Source organism: Pseudomonas japonica (assembly GCF_900188455.1).
Classification (GTDB): Bacteria; Pseudomonadota; Gammaproteobacteria; order Pseudomonadales; family Pseudomonadaceae; genus Aquipseudomonas; species Aquipseudomonas japonica.
Map to the genome: position 1 here is coordinate 63000 of NZ_FZOL01000016.1, position 23617 is coordinate 86616.

A 23617-nucleotide genomic window follows, 5' to 3' on the forward strand; every position below is an offset into this window, starting at 1 on the left:
TTTCGTGCTTACCATCTACAACACCCTGAGCAAGACCAAGGAAGCGTTCAAACCGCTGGACGGCAACAAGGTGCGCATGTACGTCTGCGGCATGACCGTGTACGACTTCTGCCACCTGGGCCACGGCCGCAGCATGGTCGCCTTCGACCTGGTCACCCGCTGGCTGCGTTACAGCGGCTACGACCTGACCTACGTGCGCAACATCACCGACATCGACGACAAGATCATCAACCGCGCCAATGAAAACGGCGAGGCGTTCGACGCCCTGACCGCGCGCATGATCGATGCCATGCACGAGGACGAGCGTCGCCTGAACATCCTCAAGCCGGACCTGGAACCGCGTGCCACCGAGCACATCGCGGGCATGCACGCGATGATCCAGACCCTGATCGACAAGGGCTATGCCTACGCTCCGGGCAATGGCGACGTGTACTACCGGGTTGGCAAGTTCGTCGGCTACGGCAAGCTGTCGCGCAAGAAGATCGAAGACCTGCGCATCGGTGCGCGGATCGAAGTGGACGAGGCCAAGCAGGACCCGCTGGACTTCGTCCTGTGGAAAGGCGTCAAACCAGGCGAGCCGAGCTGGGAATCGCCATGGGGTCCGGGCCGTCCGGGCTGGCACATCGAGTGCTCGGTGATGTCCACCTGCTGCCTGGGCGAGAGCTTCGACATCCATGGTGGCGGCAGCGACCTGGAGTTCCCGCACCACGAGAACGAGATCGCCCAGAGCGAGGCCGCGACCGGCAAGCAGTACGCCAATTCGTGGATGCACTGCGGGATGATCCGCATCAACGGCGAGAAGATGTCGAAGTCGCTGAACAACTTCTTCACCATCCGCGACGTGCTCGACAAGTACCACCCGGAGGTGGTGCGCTACCTGCTGGTGTCGAGTCACTACCGCAGCGCCATCAACTACTCCGAGGACAGCCTGCGCGAGTCCAAGGGCGCGCTGGAGCGTTTCTACCACGCGCTGCGCGGCCTGCCGGTGGTGGCACCGCAGGGCGGCGAGGCGTACGTCGAGCGTTTCACCGCGGCGATGAACGACGACTTCGGTACCCCGGAAGCCTGCGCCGTGCTGTTCGACCTGGTGCGCGAAATCAACCGCCTGCGCGACAGTGATGCGCAGGCGGCGGCCGGTCTGGCGGCGCGCCTGCGTGAGCTGGGCGGGTTGCTGGGTGTGCTGCAACTGGAGGCCGATGACTTCCTGCGTGCCGGTGCCGAGGGCAAGGTCGATGCGGCCGAGGTCGAAGCGCTGATCCAGGCGCGCCTGCAGGCGCGGGCCGAGAAGAACTGGGCCGAGTCCGACCGCATTCGCGATCAGATCGCGGCCATGGGCGTGGTGTTGGAAGACAAGAAAGGCGAGACCACCTGGCGTCTGGCTGACTGAAATCCTGCAGCGCCCTTGATGGCCTCATCGCGGACAACGCCCGCTCCCACACCGTGGACCTTGTGGGAGCGGGCGTTGCCCGCGATGAGGCCATCAGCCTTTCACACCTGCCCCCGACAATGCACCACCAGTCGGGCGCCACCCAGCTCGCTTTGCCCCACCTCCAGCGCAAAGCCATGCAGATCGACGATCGCCGCGACGATCGACAGGCCCAGCCCGAACCCCGAATGCTTGTGTCCTTCCTCGCTGCGGTAGAAGCGCTTCAACACCGTCTCGCGTTCTTCCGCCGGAATCCCCGGACCACTGTCCTCCACCGCGACCTGCACGCCATCCGCATCGGGTACGGCCGTGATGCGTACACGACCACCCGCAGGGGTGAACTTGATCGCATTGCCTACCAGGTTGGCCAGTGCCTCGAACAGCAGCTCATGGTCACCAAACACCTGCGGTAGCGGACCGTCCACCTCCAGGCTCAAGGCAATCTCGCCATCCTCGGCCAGGGGCAGGTAGAAGTCGTGCAGCTCCAGCAGAATTTCCCGCGGTTGCAGCTCGACGAAGCCCGCCCGACGCTGCCGGTCTTCCAGCTCGCTGATCCGCAGCAACCCGCGAAAGCGCGCCATCAGCGTGTCGGTCTCGGCGATCGCCTGTTCCATCGCCTCGGCCTGCGGGGCGTCGTCGCCGGCCTGCTGGCGGATGCGGTAGAGCTGCGCGCGCAGGCGGGTGAGCGGGGTGCGCAGGTCGTGGGCGATGTTGTCGCAGACACCCTTGACCTCGTGCATCAGCCGCTCGATGCGGTCGAGCATGGCGTTGACGATGGCGGCGAGCATGTCCAGTTCGTCGCGCCGCTGTGACATCGGCAGGCGCCGGGTCAGGTCGCCGGCGACGATCTGCTCGGCGGTGGCCTGGATCGCGCGGATGCGCTTGAGCGGTCGGCGTCTGAGCCAGTACCAGCCGGCGATGCCGGGGATGATGGTCAGCGACAGGCCCCAGAGCAGGGCGTGGAGGATGATCCGGGTGACCACGAACAGCGAGCCGTTGTCCCGCACCAGCACCAGCCAGCGCCCGTCCGGCACCTTCAGCGCCACGCCGTCGCAGCTGTCCGCCGGCAGGCGTGGGTCGTCGGCGTCGAGGCAGCGCTTCAGTTCATGGATGCGCCCGTCCAGGCCCAGGCCGTTGGGCATCTGGCGAATCTGCCCGCCCAGCGGGTTGAATTGCCGGTCGAACAGGCCGTAGGCGTCGAAACTGCGCTCCTCGAAGGCCTGGCTGGCGATCAGCGCATCGTCCAGCTGCTTGCCGCTCATATGGGCGAACAGGTGCTGGCGTTGCAGCAGGGAATGCCGGGTCAGCTTGTTCAGGTAGCTGGACACCTCCAGGTACAGCACCCCCATGAGGATGCTGCTCCAGGCCACGAAGAGAAAACTGTACAGCGCCAGCAGACGGCTGGTGGACGAACTCCAGCCTTTATGCGGGTTCGGCAATGGCATAGCCGGAGCCTCGCACGGTGCGAATCAGCGGCGACTGGCCGGGCGCGTCGATCTTCTTGCGCAGGCGGCCGATATGCACATCGATCAGGTTGGTCCCCGGGTCGAAGTGATAACCCCAGACTTCCTCGAAGATCATCATGCGGGTGATGACCTGGCCGGCATGGCGCATGAGGAATTCCAGCAGCTTGTACTCGGTGGGCAGCAGGTTGAGGGTCTGTTCGCCGCGCCGGGCCTCGTGGCTGATCAGGTCCAGTTCGAGGTCGGCCACCTGCAGGCGGGTCTGGGTCATCGGCACGCTGTTGCGCCGCAGCAGCACCTCGACGCGGGCGGCCATCTCGTCGGACGCGAACGGCTTGGTCAGGTAGTCGTCGCCGCCGGCACGCAGGCCGCGGACCCGCTCGTCGACGTCGGAGAGGGCGCTGATCATCAGGATCGGTGTGGCGATCTTCAGGTTGCGCAGGGTGGTGACGATGGTCAGACCGTCGACTTCCGGCAGCATGCGGTCGACGGTGATCAGGTCGTAGCCACCGGCGATGGCGCGGGCCAGGCCTTCGCGGCCGTTGTCGACCCAGTCGACCTCGAGACCATGGCTGGAGAGTTCGGCGACGATTTCCTGGCCGGTGACGGCATCGTCTTCGATTGTCAGTACGCGGGGCATGCTCTTACCTGGGCAGCGGTTGGAGATTCGATTGTGCCAAAGAATAGGCAAGGCCCGGGTTAAAGGAAATTCATCTGGGAAGGGGTAAACCCATTGGGGCCGCGAAGCGGCCCCAAAGAGACATCAGGCGACCTTGACGATCCAGCCCGCCGGGGCTTCGACGTCACCGCTCTGGATGCCGGTCAGTTCGGCGTAGAGCTTCTGGGTGACCGGGCCGACTTCGGTTTCGCTGTGGAACACGTGCAGCTTGCCGTTGTAGTGGATGCCACCGATCGGGGTGATCACCGCGGCGGTGCCGCAGGCGCCGGCTTCCTTGAACTTGCCGATCTCGTCGATGTTCACGTCGCCTTCGATCACTTTCAGGCCCAGGCGCGAGGCGGCCAGTTCCATCAGCGACAGGCGGGTGATGCCCGGCAGCACGGAGGCGGATTTCGGGGTGATGAATTCGTTGTCGGCGGTGATGCCGAAGAAGTTGGCCGAACCGACTTCCTCGATCTTGCTGTGGGTCAGCGGGTCGAGGTAGATGGCGTCGGCGAAGCCGGCCTTCTTGGCTTCGTAGCCTGGCATCAGGCTGGCCGCGTAGTTGCCGCCGACCTTGGCCGCGCCGGTGCCTTGCGGGGCCGCGCGATCGTAGTCGGAGATGATGAAGTTGTGCGGCGTCATGCCGCCCTTGAAGTACGAGCCGACCGGGATGGCGAAGATCGAGAAGATGAACTCCGGCGCAGTGCGCACGCCGACGTTGTCACCGGTGCCGATGACGAACGGACGCAGGTACAGGGAGCCTTTGCCATAGGGCGGAACGAAACGTTCGTTGGCCTTGACCACCTGCTTGCAGGCGTCGATGAAGACGTCGGTCGGGACCTGCGGCATCAGCAGGCGCGCGCAGCTGCGGGCCATGCGCGCGGCGTTCTGGTCGGGGCGGAACAGGTTGATCGAGCCATCCTTGCAACGGTAGGCCTTCATGCCTTCGAAGCACTGCTGGCCGTAGTGCAGGGCGGTGGAGCCTTCGCTGATGTGCAGGACGTTGTCTTCGGTCAGGGTGCCCGCGTCCCACTCGCCGTTGCGCCACACGGACAGGTAGCGTTTGTCGGTCTTGATGTAGTCGAAGCCCAGCTTGTCCCAGTTAATGCTTTCGTTACTCATGGCACCCTCGATCGGTTTGGCAAATGCCTGTGTCAGTACAGGCCACGCATCGCGCGCAAGGGGGTCACGATAATACATCCCGTGCGGATCGGAAACGCCTGTCGGCAGATTCGCCGGAACATCTCGTCGTCCATTTGCAGCAGACGCCTGGCAAGGCTTTCGCGGGGTTTTCCGCGGTGGTGGTACATAGGGCTTTTTCAGGTTTGAAGTTCTGATCGAAGTTGCGCTTTTTCGATGAGTAATTTGCCATTTTTAATAGCTGATCGCGCCTTTAGCCTGACTGTCCGATTCACGGACGAGAGGGCCCCGACAATGGCCGACATGCAGGATGCAGAACACCGCCAGCAGACATCCACGACAACGGATGTCCACTATCAGACCGTCAGCCGGCGCGTGCCGTCATGGCTGGTGGACAGTACCGCGCAGCAACGACAGGAGCTGCGTGCCCAGCTGCCGCAGCCGATGCCGTGGCAGGCCGTGGCAGGCACCGCACACCCCGAGGTGACCGGCGCGCTGCGCGAGGATTACCAGCGCCATCAGGCCCACGCCCGTACCCTTGCCGGATTCCTCGAGCAGATGCCGAGCGCCGAAGCCTTCGCCGAACCGCTGTTGCGCGATGCCATCAAGGACACCTTCGGCATGGACCTCGATGTGCGCCACACCTATCTGTTCAATGCCGCCCGGGCGCGGCTCGCGGAATCGCGCATCGGCGGCAGCGATCCGGCGGTCAGGGCCTTCCAGGTGGTGAAAGCTACGACCCAGCCGCTGCTGCTGGCCGCCTTGCAGAACTTCGAGGCGTTCGAGGCCGAGCCGGAAGGCATGCACGACGGTCGGCGTCCTTCGTCGATCTTCACCAGTGACAGTGGCCAGACCCTGGAGTCGCGCAGTGAGGTGGAGCTGGTCCCCGAGCGTTTCGCCACCCTGTGCCGCCAACTGGACCTCGGTGGCCGCTACCAGCGGCTGATCGATGCCCTGTTCCAGCCCGAGCCCGTGGCGGGAGAAAGCGCCCAGGCCAGCGCGGCCAACCGCCAGGCCTGGTTCAAGCTGTACGAGCAGTCGGCGTTTCGCGTCGCCCTGCACCTGGCCCGTCTGCAGGCGTGCATCGACCAGCCCCTGTACCAGGCGTTGCTGGAAGAGGCCAGGAACGGCAAGGCCAGGGGCCAGTTGGAGCGCTGTGCGCTGAGCCTGTGGGAGGTACAGCTCAATGGCATCGTCGTGTTCCTGTGCCCGTCGCCAGACAGCGATGCAGCGCCGCGCGTGGTGGTGTACATGCCGGACGAGCCGCAGCAGCCGATCCAGGCATTCGCCTCCACCCGGCAATTCCATGATGCGCTGCGTGACCGGCTGAAGGACCCGGCATGGCGCAATTACTTCCTGCGCTTCGTCCCGGCCCGCGAGCGCGAACAGCTGATGCAACGGATCCAGCGCACCCTCTATCCGAAGGTGTGGAACCCGGGCGGCTGGTACGAGGAGCGCTACGACGCCGATGCCGTGCTGCGCCTGAGCGAGCAGGCATTCTCCGCGCCGCTGTTCAACGTCCTGCTGCAGTGCAAGATGGCCGTGCTCAAGGACGACGGGCTGTTCCACGCGGTGACCACGGCGGCGGAAGATCACAAGTCGACCGAGGACAAGATCGACTACTTTCTCGGCGTCGCGTTCAACGTGCTCAATGTGGCCGCCTTCGTCGTGCCGGGGCTGGGCCCGGTGATGCTGGCGGTCAACGCGGGCTTGCTCGGCTATGAGGTCTACGAGGGCTTCGACAGCCTGGCCAGGGGCGAAAAGGAGCAGGCCTGGGCCTACCTCATGGACGTCGGGGAGAACCTTGCACTCATTGCCGCGCTGGGTGCCGCGGGTGCGGCGGCGCATCGCTTCGAGGTCAACCTGCCGCTGGCCGTGCGAGGCATGCGCCCGGTGACCCTGGCCGACGGCAGCGTGCGCCTGTGGACGGCGGACCTGACCCCCTTCGCCTACGAGGTGCGCCTGCCGGCCGACCTCACGCCCGGCGAGAACGGCCTGTACAACTGGCAGGGCCGCGAGTGGCTGGCGCTGGAAGGGCGCTACTACTCGGTGCGCACCCTGCTCGGCGAGGGGCAGGGCTATCGCCTGGAACACCCCACCCGGCCCGGCGCCTACGAACCGAGCGTGCGCCACAACGGCAATGGCGGCTGGCTGCACGAACTGGATACGCCGGAACAATGGCACGGGCTGGAACTGTTCCGGCGCCAGGGCTATCGCGAAGCCGGGGTGAGCGCGGACACGGCCCGGCGCGCCCTGCGGATCAGCGGCATCAGCGAGGCGCAGTTGCGCCAGACCCTGGTGGCGTGCCGCCGGCCCCCGGCCCTGTTGACCGATACCCTCAACCGCCTGCGTCTGGCCGAGCGCCTCGACGCGTCCGGATTGCCCGACCCCATGGCCTTCGAGATGGACTACCGCGATCTGCAGCCGCCCCTGTCGGTGCACGCTCGGTTGCTGGGCCGGCAGTTCGAACTGCCCAACGGGCTGGTCAATGAAATCATCGACGCGGCGACGTCCCAGGAAATCGCCGAACTGGCCCACACCATGAGGGTGCCTGCGCGCCTGGCCGAGGAAGCGCGGCTCTACCAGCAGCAGGTGCGGATTGCGCGGGCGTGCGAAGGCTTCTACCTGGACGTGCGGGCCAGCGCCGACAGCGCCCGCCTGTTGCTGCATACCCTGGAGAGCCTGCCGCAGTGGCCGGCGAGCCTGCATATCGCCTTGTACGAAGGCACCCTCGACGGCCGTCTGCTGGCCAGCATCGGGCCGGAGCAGGAGCCAGCAGTCGCGGTGCTGTGGCGCGGACAACGGCCGCACGCCTTTTGCCAGGCGCTGTTCGACGCCATCCCCGGCGTGTCGCGCAGCGAGCTCGGCGTCGCCGATGCGGCCGGCCTGCGCGAGAAACTCCAGGCGCAGCCGCTGGCGCCCCGCCATCGCCTGCGCCAATGGCTGGGGATGCAGGCGCTCAAGCCGGCGTTCCGCTCGCCGATGCGCCTGGCCGACGGGCGCATCGGTCATCCCCTCAGCGGCACCGGCCGGGCCTACTTCACCGAGGACGAATTGCTGGACAAGCTGCGCCTGCTCGAACTGGACGATATCCATGCCGAAGACGCCCTGCAGGCGCTGTACCGCAGCGGGCTGGACCGGGTGGCCATCGATGCGCGCCTGAACGGCCTGCTCGACGAGATGCTGGTGCTGCGCGAGTGCCTCGACCGCTGGGCGATGGAATCGTCCAGGGAAGCGCTCAGCGAGGCGCGCCAGTTGAGTCGCGAACGCATCGGCCTGGCCCTCTGGGAGCATTGGCGGCGCAGCATCCTGCCCGAACTGGGCCAACCAGGATCGCGCCTGATCCTGTGGCAGGTGCAATTGGCGGACCTGCCGAGCTTGCCGGAGTTCTTCGGCGCGCGGGTGCGCGGCGTGCTGCTCAGCGAGGTGATCCAGCGCGAAGGGCCGGTCTACGAGCAGATGGTCGGCGAAAGCGACCTGCAGGCGTTCGCCCGGCAGTTCCCCCAACTGACCTCGCTGGATATCCGCGGTGGCCAGTGGAGCGTGGGCGTCCCCCAGATGATCGCCCGTCTCTGGCCACGGCTCAGAGCCCTGGGCTTGCGTGAACTGAACGTGATGCTCGGTCACCAGGACCTGCGCGCCCTGGCTACCCTGCCGGCACTGCGCTGGCTCGACCTGCGCGGAATGCGCGTGCTGGAGATGCCCGTGACCGCGTTGCAGGGCATGACCCTGGACTTTCTCGGACTGGACTGGCTCGACCTGCACACCTGGCCAAAGTGGTTGGACAATGCGGCCCTGGGGCGTATCGGCGAGTTGTCGATGGCCGGCAACCATCTGACGGAGGTCCCGGTCGAGATCCTCGATAACAAAGAGCCGGTGGCCACGCCGTTGCGCATTTCCCTGCACGGCAACCGCTTTTCCCGCCAGGCCCTGCTCAACCTGCGCCTGGCCGAGCGCCTGCTCAGGCGCTTCAGCTTCGACCTGGGCCTGACCGATGGCCTCGAACAGGAACTGGCCGGGCGCGTCGAAGAGCGCCGCCAGTTGCAGCGGCTGCTGGGCACCTGGATCGATCCGGCGACGTCGCCCACCGCCCTGACCCTGGAGGAGGTCGATTATCGCCAGCGGATCGCCAGGGTGCTGTTGAAGTGCTGGCGCGAGAGCCTGCCGGAAAGCGGCAACCCGCTGCTGAGCCTGGAGGACGTAGTGCTCGCCGGGTTCCCCGAGAACCTGCCGGGGTTTTTCTACTCGCGCGTGCAGCGCCTGAAACTCATCCGTTTCACTGGCGACGTGGCTGCGATAGAACGCCTCGCCAGGCAGTTTCCGCAACTGATCGAGCTGTCGCTGGAGGCCGGTACGCCAGCGTTGGCCGCGGTACCGGCATGGCTCGAGGAATTCACCCATCTGCGCCAGCTGTCGCTGCTGGACATGGGCATGAGCATCGATCAGACCGCCATGGATGCCCTGGCGCGCATCCCCATGCTGTCCTCCCTGCAACTGGACGGCAATCGCCTGGGTACGATCAGCGATATGTCCATGTTCGGCCAGCGCTACCTCAGCTACCTGGGCCTGCTGCGGATGCAGATCGCCACCTGGCCGACCTGGCTCGACGAGATGCTGCCCAGTGGCGTCGAACGTCTGGGGCTGGATGAAAACCAGCTCACGCAGTTGCCGGCCTACATCCTGGAAAACCGTCGCACGCTCGACGGCGTCACCGAGATCTCGCTGCGCAACAATCCGCTGACCCGCGACACCCTGCTGCGGGCGCATGTTTCCCAGCATTACAACCGCCCGTATTCGTTCGTCATGGACTTGCCCGAGGATATCGCCGGGATGCACAACGAGGCGCACTCGTCGGACTCCGAGTTTGACTCCGCGGCTGCCTCGCCGGACGAGGCGCTGTCCGACGACGAGTTGCTCGGCCCTTGGCAGACCGGCGACGACAGCGAGGATGTCCGCAACGAGGCAACCTGGGACGCGCTGATGCAGCGGGGCGACAGCGAGGCCCTGCTGAATCTGGTCGGGCGCCTGCGCCACAGTGCCGACTATCGTTCCAGCGCGACCCGTGGCGAACTGGTGCAACGGGTGTGGAACGTGCTGTCGGCGGCGCGCCAGGACGTCGAACTGGGGCAGGTGCTGGCCGGCATGGCCGAGGAGCCGCTGCGCCAGTTGCACAGTCACGAGACCTGCCCAGACGGTATCCGCCTGGAGTTCAACCAGATGGAAATGAAGGTCTACACGCGCCAGGCGCTGCGCGAGATCGGCGATGAGCAGCGCGGTGCGGCGCTGTACCGCCTGATGCGCAGCATTTTCCGATCGCACACCCTCGACCGTCTCGCCCGCGAGGCCGCCAAAGGCCGTGACGAGGCGGAAGTACGCCTGGCCTATCGCTTGCGCTGGGCCGCTGAACTGCAGTTGCCGCTGCCGCCGCGCAGCATGCTGTACCAGGGCTCGGCCAATATCGCCGCAGGCGAGCTGGATGCGGCCTTGCTGCGTCTGCGCCAGGAAGAGCAGGGGCAGGGCCTGTTGAGTTTCGCCACGCAGTGCGATTTCTGGGTGGCTTACCTGCGCGAAACCTTCGCCTCGCGCTTCAAGCCGCTCGAAGAGGCCTACCAGGCGTCGGTACTGCGGGCCACCGATGCTCATCCCGACGAGTCGCCCGAGCACTCGGCCACGCGCATCGCGGCGCTGGAGGATGCCTTCAAGCGCAATGAACAGGCCTTGCTGGAGCGCCTGACCGTCGAGCAGTCGCTGTCCATCCACTGACCGCCCCGCGAGTGCCGGAAGCCATTCTTCCGGTACTCGCGGGCGGTGGTACATATGGCTTTTTCAGGTTTGAAGTACTGATCGGATCCGTGCTTTTTCCATAAGAAATTTGCCATTTTTAAAACACGATCCCTTCATTAGCCTGAACGCCCATTCATGGACGAGAAGGCTTCAACATGGCCGATGTACAGGACGTCGACACCACCGGCGACACTTCCACCCACAGCGATCTTCACTACCAGATAGTCAGCACCAAGGTCCCGCAGTGGCTGCTCAAGGCCACCCCGCAACAGCGCCAGGCACTGCGCGCGACGCCACCCCGGGCGATGCCGTGGCTGCCCGAGGCCGCCGCCCGCCTGCCGGAGGTGGTCGCGGCGTTGCGCGAGGAGGATGAGCGCCACCAGCGCCACGCCCATTCGGTGGGGGCGGCGCTGCAGACGTTGCCCAGCGCCGAGGCGTTCGCCGAGCCGCTGCTGCGCCAGGCCATCAAGGACACCTTCGGTCTCGATCTGGATGTGCGCCGCACCTTTCTTTTCAACGCGGCCCGGGCACGGATCGCCGAGGATCACCTGCAGAGCGTCGACCCGGTGGTCAGGGCATTCCAGGTGGTGAAAGCTGCCACCCGCTCGTTGCTGCAATCGGCCTTGCAGAACTTCGAGGCGTTCGAGGCCGAGGCGGGCGGCATGCAGGATGGCCGCCGAACGGCGAAGATCTTCCTCAGCGATACCGGGCAGCCGCTGGAACCTGAAAGCGATATCGACCTGGTGCCCGAGCGCTTCGCCGCGCTGTGCCGCACCCTGGATCTCGGCGGCCGCTACCAGCGCCTGATCCGCGCGACGTTCGCGCCACCGCCCAAGGCGCAGGAGAGCAAAGAGGCGGCGGCGGCCAATCGCCAGGTGTTCTTCAAGCTGTTCGAGCAGTCGACGTTCCGTCTCAATCTGCATTTTGCCTACCTGCGTTCGTGGATCGACGAGGCCTGGTACCACGACCTGCTGGAAGCGGCGAAAAACGGCACGGCCAAGGCCGGCATCGGTCGTGCCGGCCTGAAACTGTGGGAGGTGCAGCTCAACGGCATCGTGGTGTTCTTCCGCGCGCGGCCGGCCGATGGCTCGCCCCGCGACCTGGTGGTCTACATGCCGGACGAACCGCAGCGACCGTTCCAGGCGTTCAGCTCGATCCAGGCGTTTCACGGCTCGCTGTGCGAGCGCTTGCGCGACGCCGCGTGGCGCAATTACTTCCTGCGCTTCGTCCCGGCGCGCGAGCGCGAGCGTCTGCTCCAGCGGATCCATCGCACCCTGAACCCGAAGGTGTGGAACCCGGGGGGCTGGTACGAAGAACAATTCGACGAGAAAGCCGTGCTCGGCCTGAGCAAGGAGGACTTTACCGAGCCGCTGTTCGACTGCCTCCTGCGGCGCAAGATGGCGGTGCTGGAGGATGACGGGCTGTTCCACGCAGTGACCACGGCGGCGGAAGATCACAAGTCGACCGTGGACAAGATCGATTACTTTCTCGGCGTCGCGTTCAACGTGGCCAACGTGGCGGCGTTCGTCGTGCCGGGGCTGGGCCTGGTGATGCTGGCGGTCAACGCGGCGTTGCTCGGCTACGAGGTCTACGAAGGCTTCGACAGCCTGGCCAAGGGCGAGCGGGAGGAGGCCTGGGGCTATTTCATGGATGTCGGCGAGAACCTGGCGATCATGGCTGCTCTGGGCGTGGTGGGCGCCGCGGCGCCTCGTTTCGAGGGCAACCTGCCGCTCACCGTGCGCAGCATGCGCCCGGTAACCCTGGCCGATGGCCGCGTGCGCCTGTGGAAGCCGGACCTGACCCCTTTTGCCTACGACATCCGCCTGCCGGCCGACCTCACTCCCGGCGAGAACGGCCTGTACAGCTGGCAGGGCCGTGAGTGGCTGGCGCTGGACGGGCGCTATTACTCGGTGCGCACGCTGCTGGGTGCGGAGCAGGGCTATCGCCTGGAACACCCCGGCAGACCCGGCGCCTACGAACCGAGCGTGCGCCACAACGGCAATGGCGGCTGGCTGCATGAACTGGATACCCCCGAGCAATGGCAAGGCCTGGAGCTGTTCCGGCGCCAGGGTTATCGCGAGGCCGGGGTGAACACCGAGATGGCCCAGCGCGCCCTGTGGATCAGCGGCATCAGCGAGGCGCAGTTGCGCCAGACCCTGGTGACGTGCCGTCGGCCCCCGGCGCTGTTGACCGATACCCTGCGCCGCATGAGCCTGATGGAAGGCCTGGAGGACGCCGACGGGTTCGATGCGAAGGCCTTCGAGGCGGGCTACCGCGCCCTGCAGCCACGCCTGTCGGAACCGGGGCGGGTACTCCAGCGCCAGTTCGATCTGCCCAACGGCCTCATCGAGGAAATCATCGCAGCCGCCACCGGCGCCGAGTTCGCCGAACTGAGCGCGGTGGGCAAGGTGCCGCTGCGCCTGGCCGAGGAGGCGCGGATCTACCAGCAGCAACTGCGGATCGCCCGCGCCTGCGAAGGGCTGTACCTGGACGGCGAGGCCAATCCCGACAGCGCGCGCCTGTCGCTGCACGGGCTCACCGGTCTGCCGGGCTGGCCGGCGCAGGTGCGTATCGGCTTGTACGATGGCGGCCCCGATGGAGCCTTGCTCACCCGTATCGGCAGCGGCGAGGCCGAGGAAGTGGCGGTCGCCTGGACCGCGGAACGGCCCGACGATTTCTGCCAGCGCCTGTTCCAGGCGATCCCGCTCGAGACCCGGACGCGCCTCGATCTTGGCGACGCGGCGACGTTACGCACGAAATTGCAGGCGCAACCGCTGGCCCCGCGTCAGCGCCTGCGCGAATGGCTCGGCATGGAGCCGGTCAAGCCCGCCTTCCGTTCGCCCATGCGCCTGGCGGACGGACGTGTCGGCTATCCCCTCAGCGGTCGCGGCGGGCCGTTCTTCACCGAGGACCAGTTGCTCGACAAGTTGCGCATGCTGGAGCTGGACGACGTCTATGTCGAGGATGCGTTGCATGCGCTGTACAGCCACGGGATGGACCGCGCCACGATCAACGAGCGTCTCGACCTCTTGCTCGATGAAATGCAGATGCTGCGCCAGCATCTGGATCGCTGGGTGCTGGAGTCGTCCCGGGAGCGTCTGAGCGAAAGGCGCCAGCGCAGTCGCGAGCGCATCGGTCATGGCCTGTGGGACTACTGGCGGCGCGGCCTGCTGCCCGAACTCGGCCGACCGGCCCCGCGCCTGATCCTGTGGCAGGTGCAACTGGCGGATATCCCGACGGACCTGCCGGCCTTCTTCCGCGAGCGGGTGCGTGACGTCCTGCTGGACGATGTCATCCAGCAGGAAGGCGAGAGCTACCAGCAGACCATCGGCAAGAGCCATGTGCAGGCCCTCGCTCGTCAGTTCCCCAACCTCACCGTACTGGATATTCGTAGCGGTGCCTGGGGCGCGGGCCTGACGCAGTCGATCGTCGAGTCCTGGCCACGGCTGATGACCCTGGGTCTGCGCGAACTGAATGGCATGCTCGGCCACCGCGACCTGCGCGGACTGGCCGGCCTGGCGCGACTGCGCCGGCTGTCGTTGCGTGGCAGCCGCCTGGCGGAAATGCCCAGCACCACCTTGCATGGCCTGACCCTGGATTACCTGGGCCTGGACGCGCTCGACCTGCGGGAGTGGCCGGTGTGGCTGGACAGCGCGGCACTGCTGCGGATCGGCGAAGTGTCGCTGAGCGGCAACCAACTGAGCGAGGTGCCGCCGGTGATACTGGGTGACGTCACGGCGGTGGCCAGACCGATGCGCATCGACCTGCAGGACAATCCGCTGGGCCACCAGGCGCTGCTCGACCTGCTGCTGGCGGAGCACCTGCACCGGCGTTTCACCTTCGACCTCAATCTGTCGCCGGCGCTGGAGCAACTGCTCATGCAGCGGGTCGGCGAGCGTTCCAGCCTGCAGGCCGCGCTGCAGCTCTGGGCCGAGCCGGAACCGCTGAGCGAGCCGCTGGCGCCCGAGCACCTGGATTACCGGCAGCGTGTCTCGCGCCTGCTGCTGGCCTTCTGGCGCGAGGACCTGCGGGGTTCGGGCATGGCGTTGCTGGCGCTGGACGACCTGGTGCTGAATGATTTTCCGACCTTCCTCCCGCCGTTCTTCGCCGAGCGGGTGCGGCGCCTGGACCTGACCCGCTTCCATGCCGGGCCCGACGCCGGCAGCCTCCACCGGTTCGTCAGGCGCTTTCCCCAGTTGCGCGAGCTGTCGCTGATCAGCGGCCAGCCAGCGCTGGAGAGCGTGCCGGCGTTTCTCGCCAATTTTGCCCACTTGCGCGAGCTGGCGCTGGTGCGCATGGGCATGACCATCGACCAGGCGGCCATGGAGGCCTTCGCGCGGATGCCGGTGCTGTCTTCGTTGCAACTGGATGGCAACCGTCTTGGCGAGATCACCGATATGTCCATGTTCAACCATCGCTATCTGGGCTTCCTCGGGCTTTCGCAGATGGGCATCGAAACCTGGCCGGCCTGGCTCGATCCGATGTTGCCCGACGGCATCGAACTGCTGTGCCTGGACGACAACCAGCTGACCACGTTGCCGGCGCGCCTCCTGGAAAACCGCCGGCTGGAAAGCGGGGCAACGGAAATTTCCCTGCACAGCAATCCCCTGTCTCGGGAAACCCTGATCGAGGCATTCACCTCGCAGCACTACAACCGCCCCTATACCTTCTCCCTGGACCTGCCCGACGATATCGCCGCGATGGAGCATCAACCGCACAGCTCCGACTCTGAGGGCGAGTCGTCCGAGCTGTCGGACGAGGACCCGCTCATCACCTGGGAAACCGGCGACGCGCAGCAGGACCAGCAGAACCAGCAGCTGTGGGATGGCCTGGCCGCCCGCGGCGGTACCGATGCCCTGCTGGGCCTGGTGACGCGCTTGCGCTACAGCGCCGATTACCGCACGCTCGCCACCCGCGGCGAACTGGTGCAGCGGGTGTGGAGCGTGCTCTCGGCAGCGATGCAGGACCCCGAACTGGGGCAGTTGCTCAACGGCATGGCCGAGGAGCCGCTGCAGCAGATCGACAGCCATGACACCTGCCCGGATGGGGTGCGCCTGGAGTTCAACCAGATGGAGCTGCGCGTCTACACCCGCCAGGCTCTGCGCGAGATCCCCGAGGCCAACCGGGGTCCGGCCCTGTTCCGTCTGATGCGGGGCAATTTCCGCACCCAGGCGCTGGACCGCATCGCCCGCCGGCACAGCAATGGTCGTGACGAAGCCGAGGTGCGCCTGGCCTATCGCCTGCGCTGGGCCGCGGAACTGCAACTGCCGTTGCCGCCGCGCGGCATGCTCTATCGCACTACGGCGCAATTGGCACCTGGTGAGCTGGACCTGGCCCTGACCCTGCTGCACCTGGAGGAAGCCGGCTCCGGCTTGCTGACATTCGCCGCGCAGTGCGATTTCTGGAGCGCCTACCTGCGCGAGACGTTCGACGAGCGCTTCAAGGCGCTCAAGGAGACCTACGAGGCGGCGGTACTCAGTGCCACGGACAGCCATGGCGACGAAGCCCCCGAGCAGTTCTCGTCGCGCATCCGCGCCCTGGAGGACAAGTTCAAGCAGGACGAACAGAACCTGCTGCAGCAACTGACCCTCGAACAGATGTACCCGCCGTCCTGAACCCGGCCGGCACCGGGGCTGCGGGTCCCGGTGCCCTGGCGGGGTGGTAGATATGCCTTTTTCATGTTCGAAGTTCCGATTGGATTCGTGCTTTTTGCATGAACAATTTGCCGTTTTTAAAACAGGATCCGCCGATTAGCCTGAACGCCCCATTCAAGGACGAGAGGGCTGAACATGGCCGATCTACCTGCTGTCGATACCCCTGACGAAAGCGCCGCGCCTGGCGACCTTCACTACCGTACGGTCAGCCAGCGCGTGCCGCGCTGGTTGATCGACAGTACCCCGCAACAGCGTCAGGCCCTGCGCGCCAGCGTGCCGAAGGCGATGCCCTGGCTGGCCGAGGCCGGGCAGAACCAGCCCGAGGCGGTCGCCGCCTTGCGCGAAGACGGGCAGCACCAGTACATCCACGGCCGCGCCGTGGAGGCGGTGCTGCAGGCACTGCCGAGTGTCGAGGCCTTTGCCGAGCCGCTGCTGCGCGCGGCGCTCAAGGAGCGCTTCGGCCTCGACCTGGACGTGCGCCGGACCTTCCTGTTCAACGCAGTCCGCGCCCGTGCCGACGAAGCCTTGCTGGACAGCAGCGACCCCGTGGTCAAGGCCTTCCAGGTCGTGAAGGCCGCCACCCAGTCGTTGCTGGCCGCCGCCTTGCAGAACTTCGAAGCGTTCGAGGCGCAAACGGACGGCATGCGTGACGAGCACCGCCCTTCGGTGATCTTCATCAGCGACAGCGGCCTGCCCCTGGAGCCCGCCCGCGAGCTCGACCTGGTGCCCGAGCGCTTCGCTGCCCTGTGCCGTGAACTGGACATTGGCGGCCAGTACCAGCGGCGGATCGACGCGCTGTTTCACCCCCGGCCGGAGGCGGGCAACAGCGAGCAGGTAGCGACGGCGCGGCGCCAGGACTATTTCAAGCGCTTCGAGGTGTCGACCTTCCGTGTCAACCTGCACCTGGCCTGGCTGCAGTCCTGGGTCGGCCAGGGGCTGTACGACGACCTGCTGGAGGTGGCGAACAATGGCAAGGCCGAGGGCGAGCTCAAGCGTGCCGCGCTGAAACTCTGGGAGGTGCGGCTCAATGGCATCGTGCTGTTCTTCCGGCTGAGCAGCGAGGGCGCGCTGGCCGGCCGCCTGCTGGTGTACATGCCCGACGAACCGCGCCAGCCGTTCGAGGAATTCGAATCGATCCACGCGTTCAACCGCTCGCTCTGCGAGCGCTTGCGCGATGCTGCGTGGCGCAGGTACTTCCTGCGTTTCGTCCCGGCACGCGATCGCGACCGCCTGCTGCAGCGGATCCACCGTTCTCTCAATCCGAAAGTCTGGAACCCGGGCGGCTGGTACGAAGAACGAGCCGATCCCCAGGCCATCCTGGGGCTGGGCCGGGAAGCGGTTTCCGGGCCGTTGTTCGACTACCTGCTGCAACGCAAGATCGCCGTGCTCAAGGACGATGGCCTGTTCCACGCCGTCCCCACCGCGGCAGAGGACCACAAGTCGGCCCAGGCCAAGGTCGAGTATTACCTCGGCACCCTGTTCAACGTCCTCAACGTGGCCGCGTTCGTGGTTCCGGGGCTGGGCGAGGCGATGCTGGCGGTGAACGCGGCGATGCTCGGCTACGAGGTCTACGAAGGCTTCGACAGTCTGTCCAGGGGCGAGCGGGAAGAGGCCTGGGGCTATTTCATGGACGTCGGGGAAAACCTCGCGCTCATGGCCGCGATGGGCGCCGCGGGTGCGGCGGCGCGTCGCTTCGAGGTCAACCTGCCGCTGGCCGTGCGCAGCATGCGTCCGGTGACCCTGGCCGATGGCAGCGTGCGCCTGTGGAAGCCGGACCTGGCCCCCTTCGCCTACGAAGTGCGCCTGCCGCCTGACCTGAGCCCGGGCGAGAACGGTCTGTACAGTTGGCAGGGCAGCGAGTGGCTGGCGCTGGACGGGCGTTATTACTCGGTGCGCACCCTGATGGGCGCGGAGCAGAGCTACAGCCTGATCCATCCCGAGCGGGCCTGGGCCTACGAGCCGGTGCTGCGTCACAACGGCAACGGCGGCTGGCTGCACGAACTGGACACCCCGGAACAGTGGCACGGCCTGGAGCTGTTCCGCCGCCAGGGGCATCGCGAGGCCAGGGTCAGCGCCGAGCAGGCCCGGCGTGCGCTGCGTATCAGTGGCGTCAGCGAAGCGCAGTTGCGCCAGAGCCTCAAGGACAGCCGGCGGCCGCCGGCGCTGCTTACCGATACCCTGCGCCGGCTGGAACTGGCCGATCGCCTGCGCGCCGCCGGCAGGCTGGAAAGCAGCGTCTTCGACAGTACCTACCGGGCCCGCCAGCCAGCGCTGTCGACGGCGGGGCGGGTGCTGCAGCACTCGTTCGCCAGTCTGCCGCACACCGTCATCGAGGAGATCATCGCTGGTGCGACAGGGCACGAGCTCAACGAAATGGCCATCAGCAACCGGCTGCCCCTGCGCCTGGCGGAGGAAGCGCGCAGCTACCAGCAGCAGGTGCGCATTGCCCGTGCCTGCGAGGGCCTTTACCTGGATGTCGAGGCCAGCCCGGACACGGCCTGTCTGTTGCTGCATGGCCTGGAGAGCCTGAGAGACTGGCCGGCGGACCTGCGCATCGGCCTGTACGAGCCCGCACCTGGTGGCCGGCGACTGGCGGGCATCGGCCGCGGGCCTGGCGAGGAAACGCGGATCGTCTTGAGTGGGCAGCGGCCGCGGGATTTCAGCCAGACCTTGTTCGACGCCATCCCCGACGCGACCCGCCGCGCGCTCGGATTCGACACGGCCGCCAATCTGCGTGAAGCCTTGCAGGAGCAACCCCTGGCCGCGCGCCAGCGCCTGCGCCAGTGGCTGGGGATGCAGCCGCTCAAGCCGGGGTTTCGCTCGCCCATGCGCCTGGCACACGGGCGCATCGGCTATCCCCTCAGCGGTCGCGGCGATCCGTTCTTCACCGAGGACGAACTGCTGGACAAGCTGCGCCTGCTGGAGCTGGACGACCTGTACGCCGAGGACGCCCTGCAGGCGTTGTATCGCGCCGGACTGGATCGCGGGGTCATCAGTGTGCGCCTGGACCGCATGCTCAATGAAATGCTGGTGTTGCGCGAGTGTTTCGATCGCTGGGCCCTGGAGTCGGCGGGCGAGGCGCTGGGCGAGGCGCGCCAGCGCAGTCGCCAGCGGATCGGCGAGGCGTTGTGGAGCTTCTGGCGGCACGGTCTGCTGCCCGAACTCGGACGACCGATGGCACGCCTGACGCTGTGGCAGGTGCACCTGGCGGACCTGCCGTCGCAGTTGCCGCGATTCCTCGGTGAGCGGGTGCGCGAGGTGCTCCTGGACGATGTCCTGTCCTCTGCTGGCGACGTCGCCGGGCAAGTCGTCGACGAGGACCGCTTGCAAGGTTTCGCCACGCTGTTTCCCAACCTGACCGCGCTGGACATCCGCAGTGGCGACTGGGGGGCGGGGCTGGTGCAGCAGGTGGTCCGGACCTGGCCGCGGCTGACGGCACTCGGCCTGCGCGAGCTCGGCGGCCTGATCAGCCATCAGGACCTGCGCGCCGTCGCCACCTTGCCCTGGTTGCGCCGGCTCTCGTTGCGCGGCAGCCGCCTGGGCGACATGCCGGTGACGGCGCTGAACGGCCTGGTCCTGGAGTACCTCGGGCTCGACCTGCTCGGTCTGGAGGAGTGGCCGCAGTGGCTGGACAACATGGCCCTGGACCGCATCGGCGAGCTGTCGCTGGTCGGCAATCAGCTGCGCGAACTGCCACCCGCGGTGCTCACCGACGGCGACCACGTGGCCAGACCCATGCGCATGTTCCTGCAGGGCAACCGCTTCAATCACCAGGCCCTGCTCGACATGGCCCTGGCACAACGCTTCCAGGGACGCTTCATTTTCGAGCTGGACCTCTCCGCGCACATGACCGATGCACTGTACCAGCGCGTCCTGGAGCGCGCGCAACTGCACGCGGCCCTGCAGGCATGGGCCGATCCGGTGCAGGTCTCGGGGGCGCCGGATCCCGGTCGCCTGGCCTGTCGGCAACGCATTTCCGCGGTCCTCCTCGACTTCTGGCGCGAGGACGCACGCGGCACGTTCATACCCGCGCTGAACCTGGACAACTTCGAACTGGACGACTTCCCCGACGACCTCCCGCCGTTCTTCGCGCCACGGGTGCGGCGCCTGGAACTGAGCCGCTTTCGCGCCGGACCCGGAACGCTGGAGCGCTTTCTCCGGCAGTTGCCGCAGTTGCGTCAACTGGTCCTGGTCGCGGGCGACGCCAGCCTTGCCGGTGTCCCCGAATACCTCGCGTCCTTCACGTACTTGCGCCAGCTGGCGCTGCTGCGCATGAACCTGACCATCGACCAGGCCGCCATGCAGGTCTTCGCGCGCATGCCGGCGCTGTCCTCGCTGCACCTGGATGGCAACCGCCTTGGCCAGATCAGCGACGTCTCCGCGCTCGGCCAGCGTTTCCTGAGCACGCTCAGGCTGGCGCAGATGGAGATCACCAGCTGGCCCGCGTGGATCGATTCGCTGTTGCCCAATGGTGTCGGCCTGCTGTGCCTGGACGACAACCAGCTCGCCGCGCTGCCTGCCCATCTTCTGGAAAACCGTGCGCTGGACACCGGCGCGGTGGAAATCTCCCTGCGCAACAACCCGTTGCCCCGGGAGGTCTTGCTTCAGGCGCACCTGTCGCAGTTTCCGGGGCGCCCCTACACCTTCATCCTCGATCTTCCCGGCGATATCAGCGCGATGGACAGGGGCACGCCACCCATGGAAGTGGGGCCGCCCAATACACCGGAAATGGAAACCCTGCCGTCGGACGATGAGCCCGTCAGCTCCTGGCAGGAGTTGCTCGACCGGTTGAGCCTGCTGGAGCTGGACCTGGGCTTTGCCGGCTCCGCGCTGCAGGCGCTGCACCGCATCGGGCTGGACCGGGAGGCGATCGGCGCGCGCCTCGACCAGTTGTTCGACGAGCGCGAAGCGTTGCGTCACTACCTCGAACGCTGGGCGAGCGAAGTCGTGCCTGATGCGCTGAGCGAAAGCCGTCAGCGCAGTCGCGAGCGGATTGCCAGCGCCCTGTGGGACCAGTGGCGCCGCACGCTGCTGCCGGAGTTCGAGCGGCCGCTGGCGCCGCTGGTGCTGTGGCAGGTGCAACTGGCCGACCTGCCACCGGCGCTGCCGGACTTTCTGCGCACGCGGGTCCGTTCGGTGCTGCTGGACGATGCCATCCTGCGCGAGGGCGGGGAGGCCGGGCGGGTCATCGGCGAAGCCGAATTTCACGCCTTCGCCGCGCAGTTCGCCAACCTGACGTCGCTGGACATCCGCGCCGGGCAGTGGGCCCCCGGCCTGGTCCGGTGGCTGACGCAGGCCTGGCCGCAACTCGAGGCCGTGGGCCTGCGCGAGATGACCGGCATGCTCGGGCACCAGGACTTGCGTGGGCTGGTCGCCTTGCCGCAACTGCGCCGCCTGGAGTTGCGCGGCAGCCGTCTGCGCGAGATGCCGGCCGCGACGCTGCACGGGGCGAATCTCGACTACCTGGGCCTGGACTGGCTCGACCTGCAGGAATGGCCGCAGTGGCTGGGCAGCCCGGCGCTGGCACGGATCGGCGAGCTGTCGCTGGTCGGCAACCAGTTGAGCGAGATGCCGCTGCGCATCCTCACCGAGATCGGCACCCAGCCCAGGCCCCTGCGCATCGCCGCGCAGGGCAATCAGTTCGGCCACCAGGCCTTGCTCGACATGCTCCTGGCCGAGCGCTTCCGTGGCCGTTTCAGCTTCGACCTGAACCTGTCCCCGGCACTGGCCGACGTGCTCCACCAGCGGGTCATGGAGCGCGTGCAGTTGCAGGCCGCCCTGGAACTGTGGATCGATCCGGCGCTGACGCCGGTCATGCGTGACCCCGATCAACTGGTCTATCGGCACCGGGTCGCCGGCGAGCTGCTGAACTACTGGCGCGAGGAAGTACGCGGCGGCAGCAGCGCCATACTGAGCCTGGACAGCCTCGTGCTGGACGATTTTCCGGGGAACCTGCCCGCGTTCTTCTATACCCGGGTGCAGCGCCTGGACCTGTCCCGTTTCTTTGGCGGGGCGGCCAGCCTGGAGCGCTTCATCGGGCAGTTCGCGCAGTTGCGCGAACTGTCGCTGATCAGGGGCGAGCCGGCCCTGACGAGCGTGCCTGTCTACCTCGAACGCTTCACCGAACTGCGCGAGCTGGCGCTGGTGCACATGGGCCTGAGCGTCGATCAGGCCGCCATGGAGTCCTTTGCCCGCCTGCCCCTGCTGTCGTCGTTGCAGCTCGACGGCAATCGCCTGGGCGAGATCACCGATGTGTCCATGCTCAGCCAGCGCTTCTTCGGTTTTCTCAGTCTGGCGCGGATGCAGATCCAGACCTGGCCGAACTGGCTCAGCGCGCTGCTGCCCGACGCGGTCGAACTGCTGTGCCTGGATGACAACCAGCTCAGCGAGCTGCCGCAGCGTCTACTGGAGAACCGGCGCACGGCAAGCGGGGCGGTCGAGATCTCCCTGCGCAACAACCCGCTGACCCGGGAGACGCTGATTCGCGCGCACACCTCGCAGCATTACGACCGGCCGTTTTCCTTCACCCTCGACCTGCCCGAGGACATCGCCGCGATGGAGCGCGAGGTACACACATCGGACTCCGACGACAGCGATTCGCTGGCGGACGACCCGATGACGGACGACGATCCATTCAGCACCTGGCAGACCGGCCGGGCTGACCAGGACCTGCGCAACCAGTTGATCTGGAGTGGCCTGGCTGCCCGTGGCGACGCCGGATCGCTGCTGGGGCTGGTGGCACAGCTGCGGTTCAGCGCCGACTATCGCTCCCAGGTCACCCGTCCCGAACTGATCGAGCGGGTCTGGACCGTGCTGACCGCCGTCGCACGGGACGTCGAGCTGCGCCAGACCCTCAACGGCATGGCCGAGGAACCCTTGCAGCAGGCGCACAGCCATGAAACCTGCCCGGACGGCGTTCGCCTGGAGTTCAACCAGATGGAATTCCAGGTCCATACCCGGCAGGCCCTGCTCGATGTCACCGACGCCGACCGCGGGCCGGCGCTGTTTCGCCTGATGCGCGGCATTTTCCGCGCGCAGACCCTGGACCGCATCGCCCGTGAGCAGAGCAACGGGCGTGACGAGGCTGAAGTGCGTCTGGCCTATCGACTGCGTTGGGCCGACACCCTGCAGTTGCCGATGCCGCCGCGCAGCATGCTGTATCGCGGCGCGGCCAACCTGGCGCCCGGCGAGCTGGACCAGGCCATGACCCGTCTGCAACTGGAGGAAGCCGGGCCCGAACTGCAGCGCTTCGCCGGGCAGTGCGATTTCTGGGTGGGTTACCTGCGCGAGACCTTCGCCGCGCGCTTCAACGCCCTCAGGCGGAACTACGAAGCCGCGGTGCTCAACGTCACCGATGCCTACCCGGATGAAAGCGTCGAGCAGTCATCGGCAAGGATCACCGCGCTGGAGCAGACCTTCGGGCAGGACGAGCAGGCCCTGCTCGAACACCTGACCCTCGAGTACGCGATGAGCACCGCTTGAGTCCGGC

7 protein-coding genes are annotated in these 23617 nt (G+C 66.8%); 4 read left to right on the forward strand and 3 right to left on the reverse strand.

Going from position 1 to position 23617, the window contains the following annotated elements; translation table 11 throughout:
- The first annotated feature begins 4 nt into the window (after positions 1-4).
- On the forward strand, positions 5-1387 hold the full coding sequence (cysS, locus tag CHB99_RS19075; protein ID WP_042125288.1) for a cysteine--tRNA ligase: 1383 nt from the start codon (positions 5-7) through the stop codon (positions 1385-1387).
- 101 nt (positions 1388-1488) lie between these two features.
- Here cysS and CHB99_RS19080 read toward each other — a convergent pair whose 3' ends face one another.
- From CHB99_RS19080 to CHB99_RS19090, 3 genes are all read right to left on the reverse strand, one after another.
- Positions 1489-2871, reverse strand: coding sequence for a sensor histidine kinase (locus CHB99_RS19080; RefSeq protein ID WP_042125287.1), 1383 nt, complete (start codon positions 2869-2871; stop codon positions 1489-1491).
- A complete protein-coding gene (locus CHB99_RS19085; RefSeq protein ID WP_042125285.1) occupies positions 2849-3529 on the reverse strand; it encodes a response regulator transcription factor in 681 nt (226 codons plus the stop codon). Before CHB99_RS19085 ends, CHB99_RS19080 begins: the two co-directional genes overlap by 23 nt.
- Before the next feature lie 123 nt (positions 3530-3652).
- The gene (locus CHB99_RS19090; RefSeq protein ID WP_042125282.1) at positions 3653-4672 is read right to left on the reverse strand and encodes a branched-chain amino acid aminotransferase; all 1020 of its coding nucleotides are present in this window, start codon (positions 4670-4672) and stop codon (positions 3653-3655) included.
- Between the two features lie 312 nt (positions 4673-4984).
- Between CHB99_RS19090 and CHB99_RS19095 the strand changes: the two genes are divergently transcribed.
- The 3 genes from CHB99_RS19095 (at position 4985) to CHB99_RS30155 (ending at position 23610) form a co-directional block, all read left to right on the forward strand.
- Positions 4985-10453 carry an NEL-type E3 ubiquitin ligase domain-containing protein gene (locus tag CHB99_RS19095; RefSeq protein ID WP_042125280.1) on the forward strand — a complete coding sequence of 1823 codons (5469 nt, stop codon included), beginning with the start codon at positions 4985-4987 and terminating at the stop codon, positions 10451-10453.
- Positions 10454-10629: 176 nt separating this feature from the next.
- Positions 10630-16089 carry an NEL-type E3 ubiquitin ligase domain-containing protein gene (locus CHB99_RS19100; protein WP_042125278.1) on the forward strand — a complete coding sequence of 1820 codons (5460 nt, stop codon included), beginning with the start codon at positions 10630-10632 and terminating at the stop codon, positions 16087-16089.
- 174 nt (positions 16090-16263) lie between these two features.
- Positions 16264-23610: a dermonecrotic toxin domain-containing protein gene (locus tag CHB99_RS30155; RefSeq protein ID WP_042125276.1), complete on the forward strand. Its 7347-nt coding sequence runs from the start codon at positions 16264-16266 to the stop codon at positions 23608-23610.
- Positions 23611-23617: the final 7 nt, after the last annotated feature.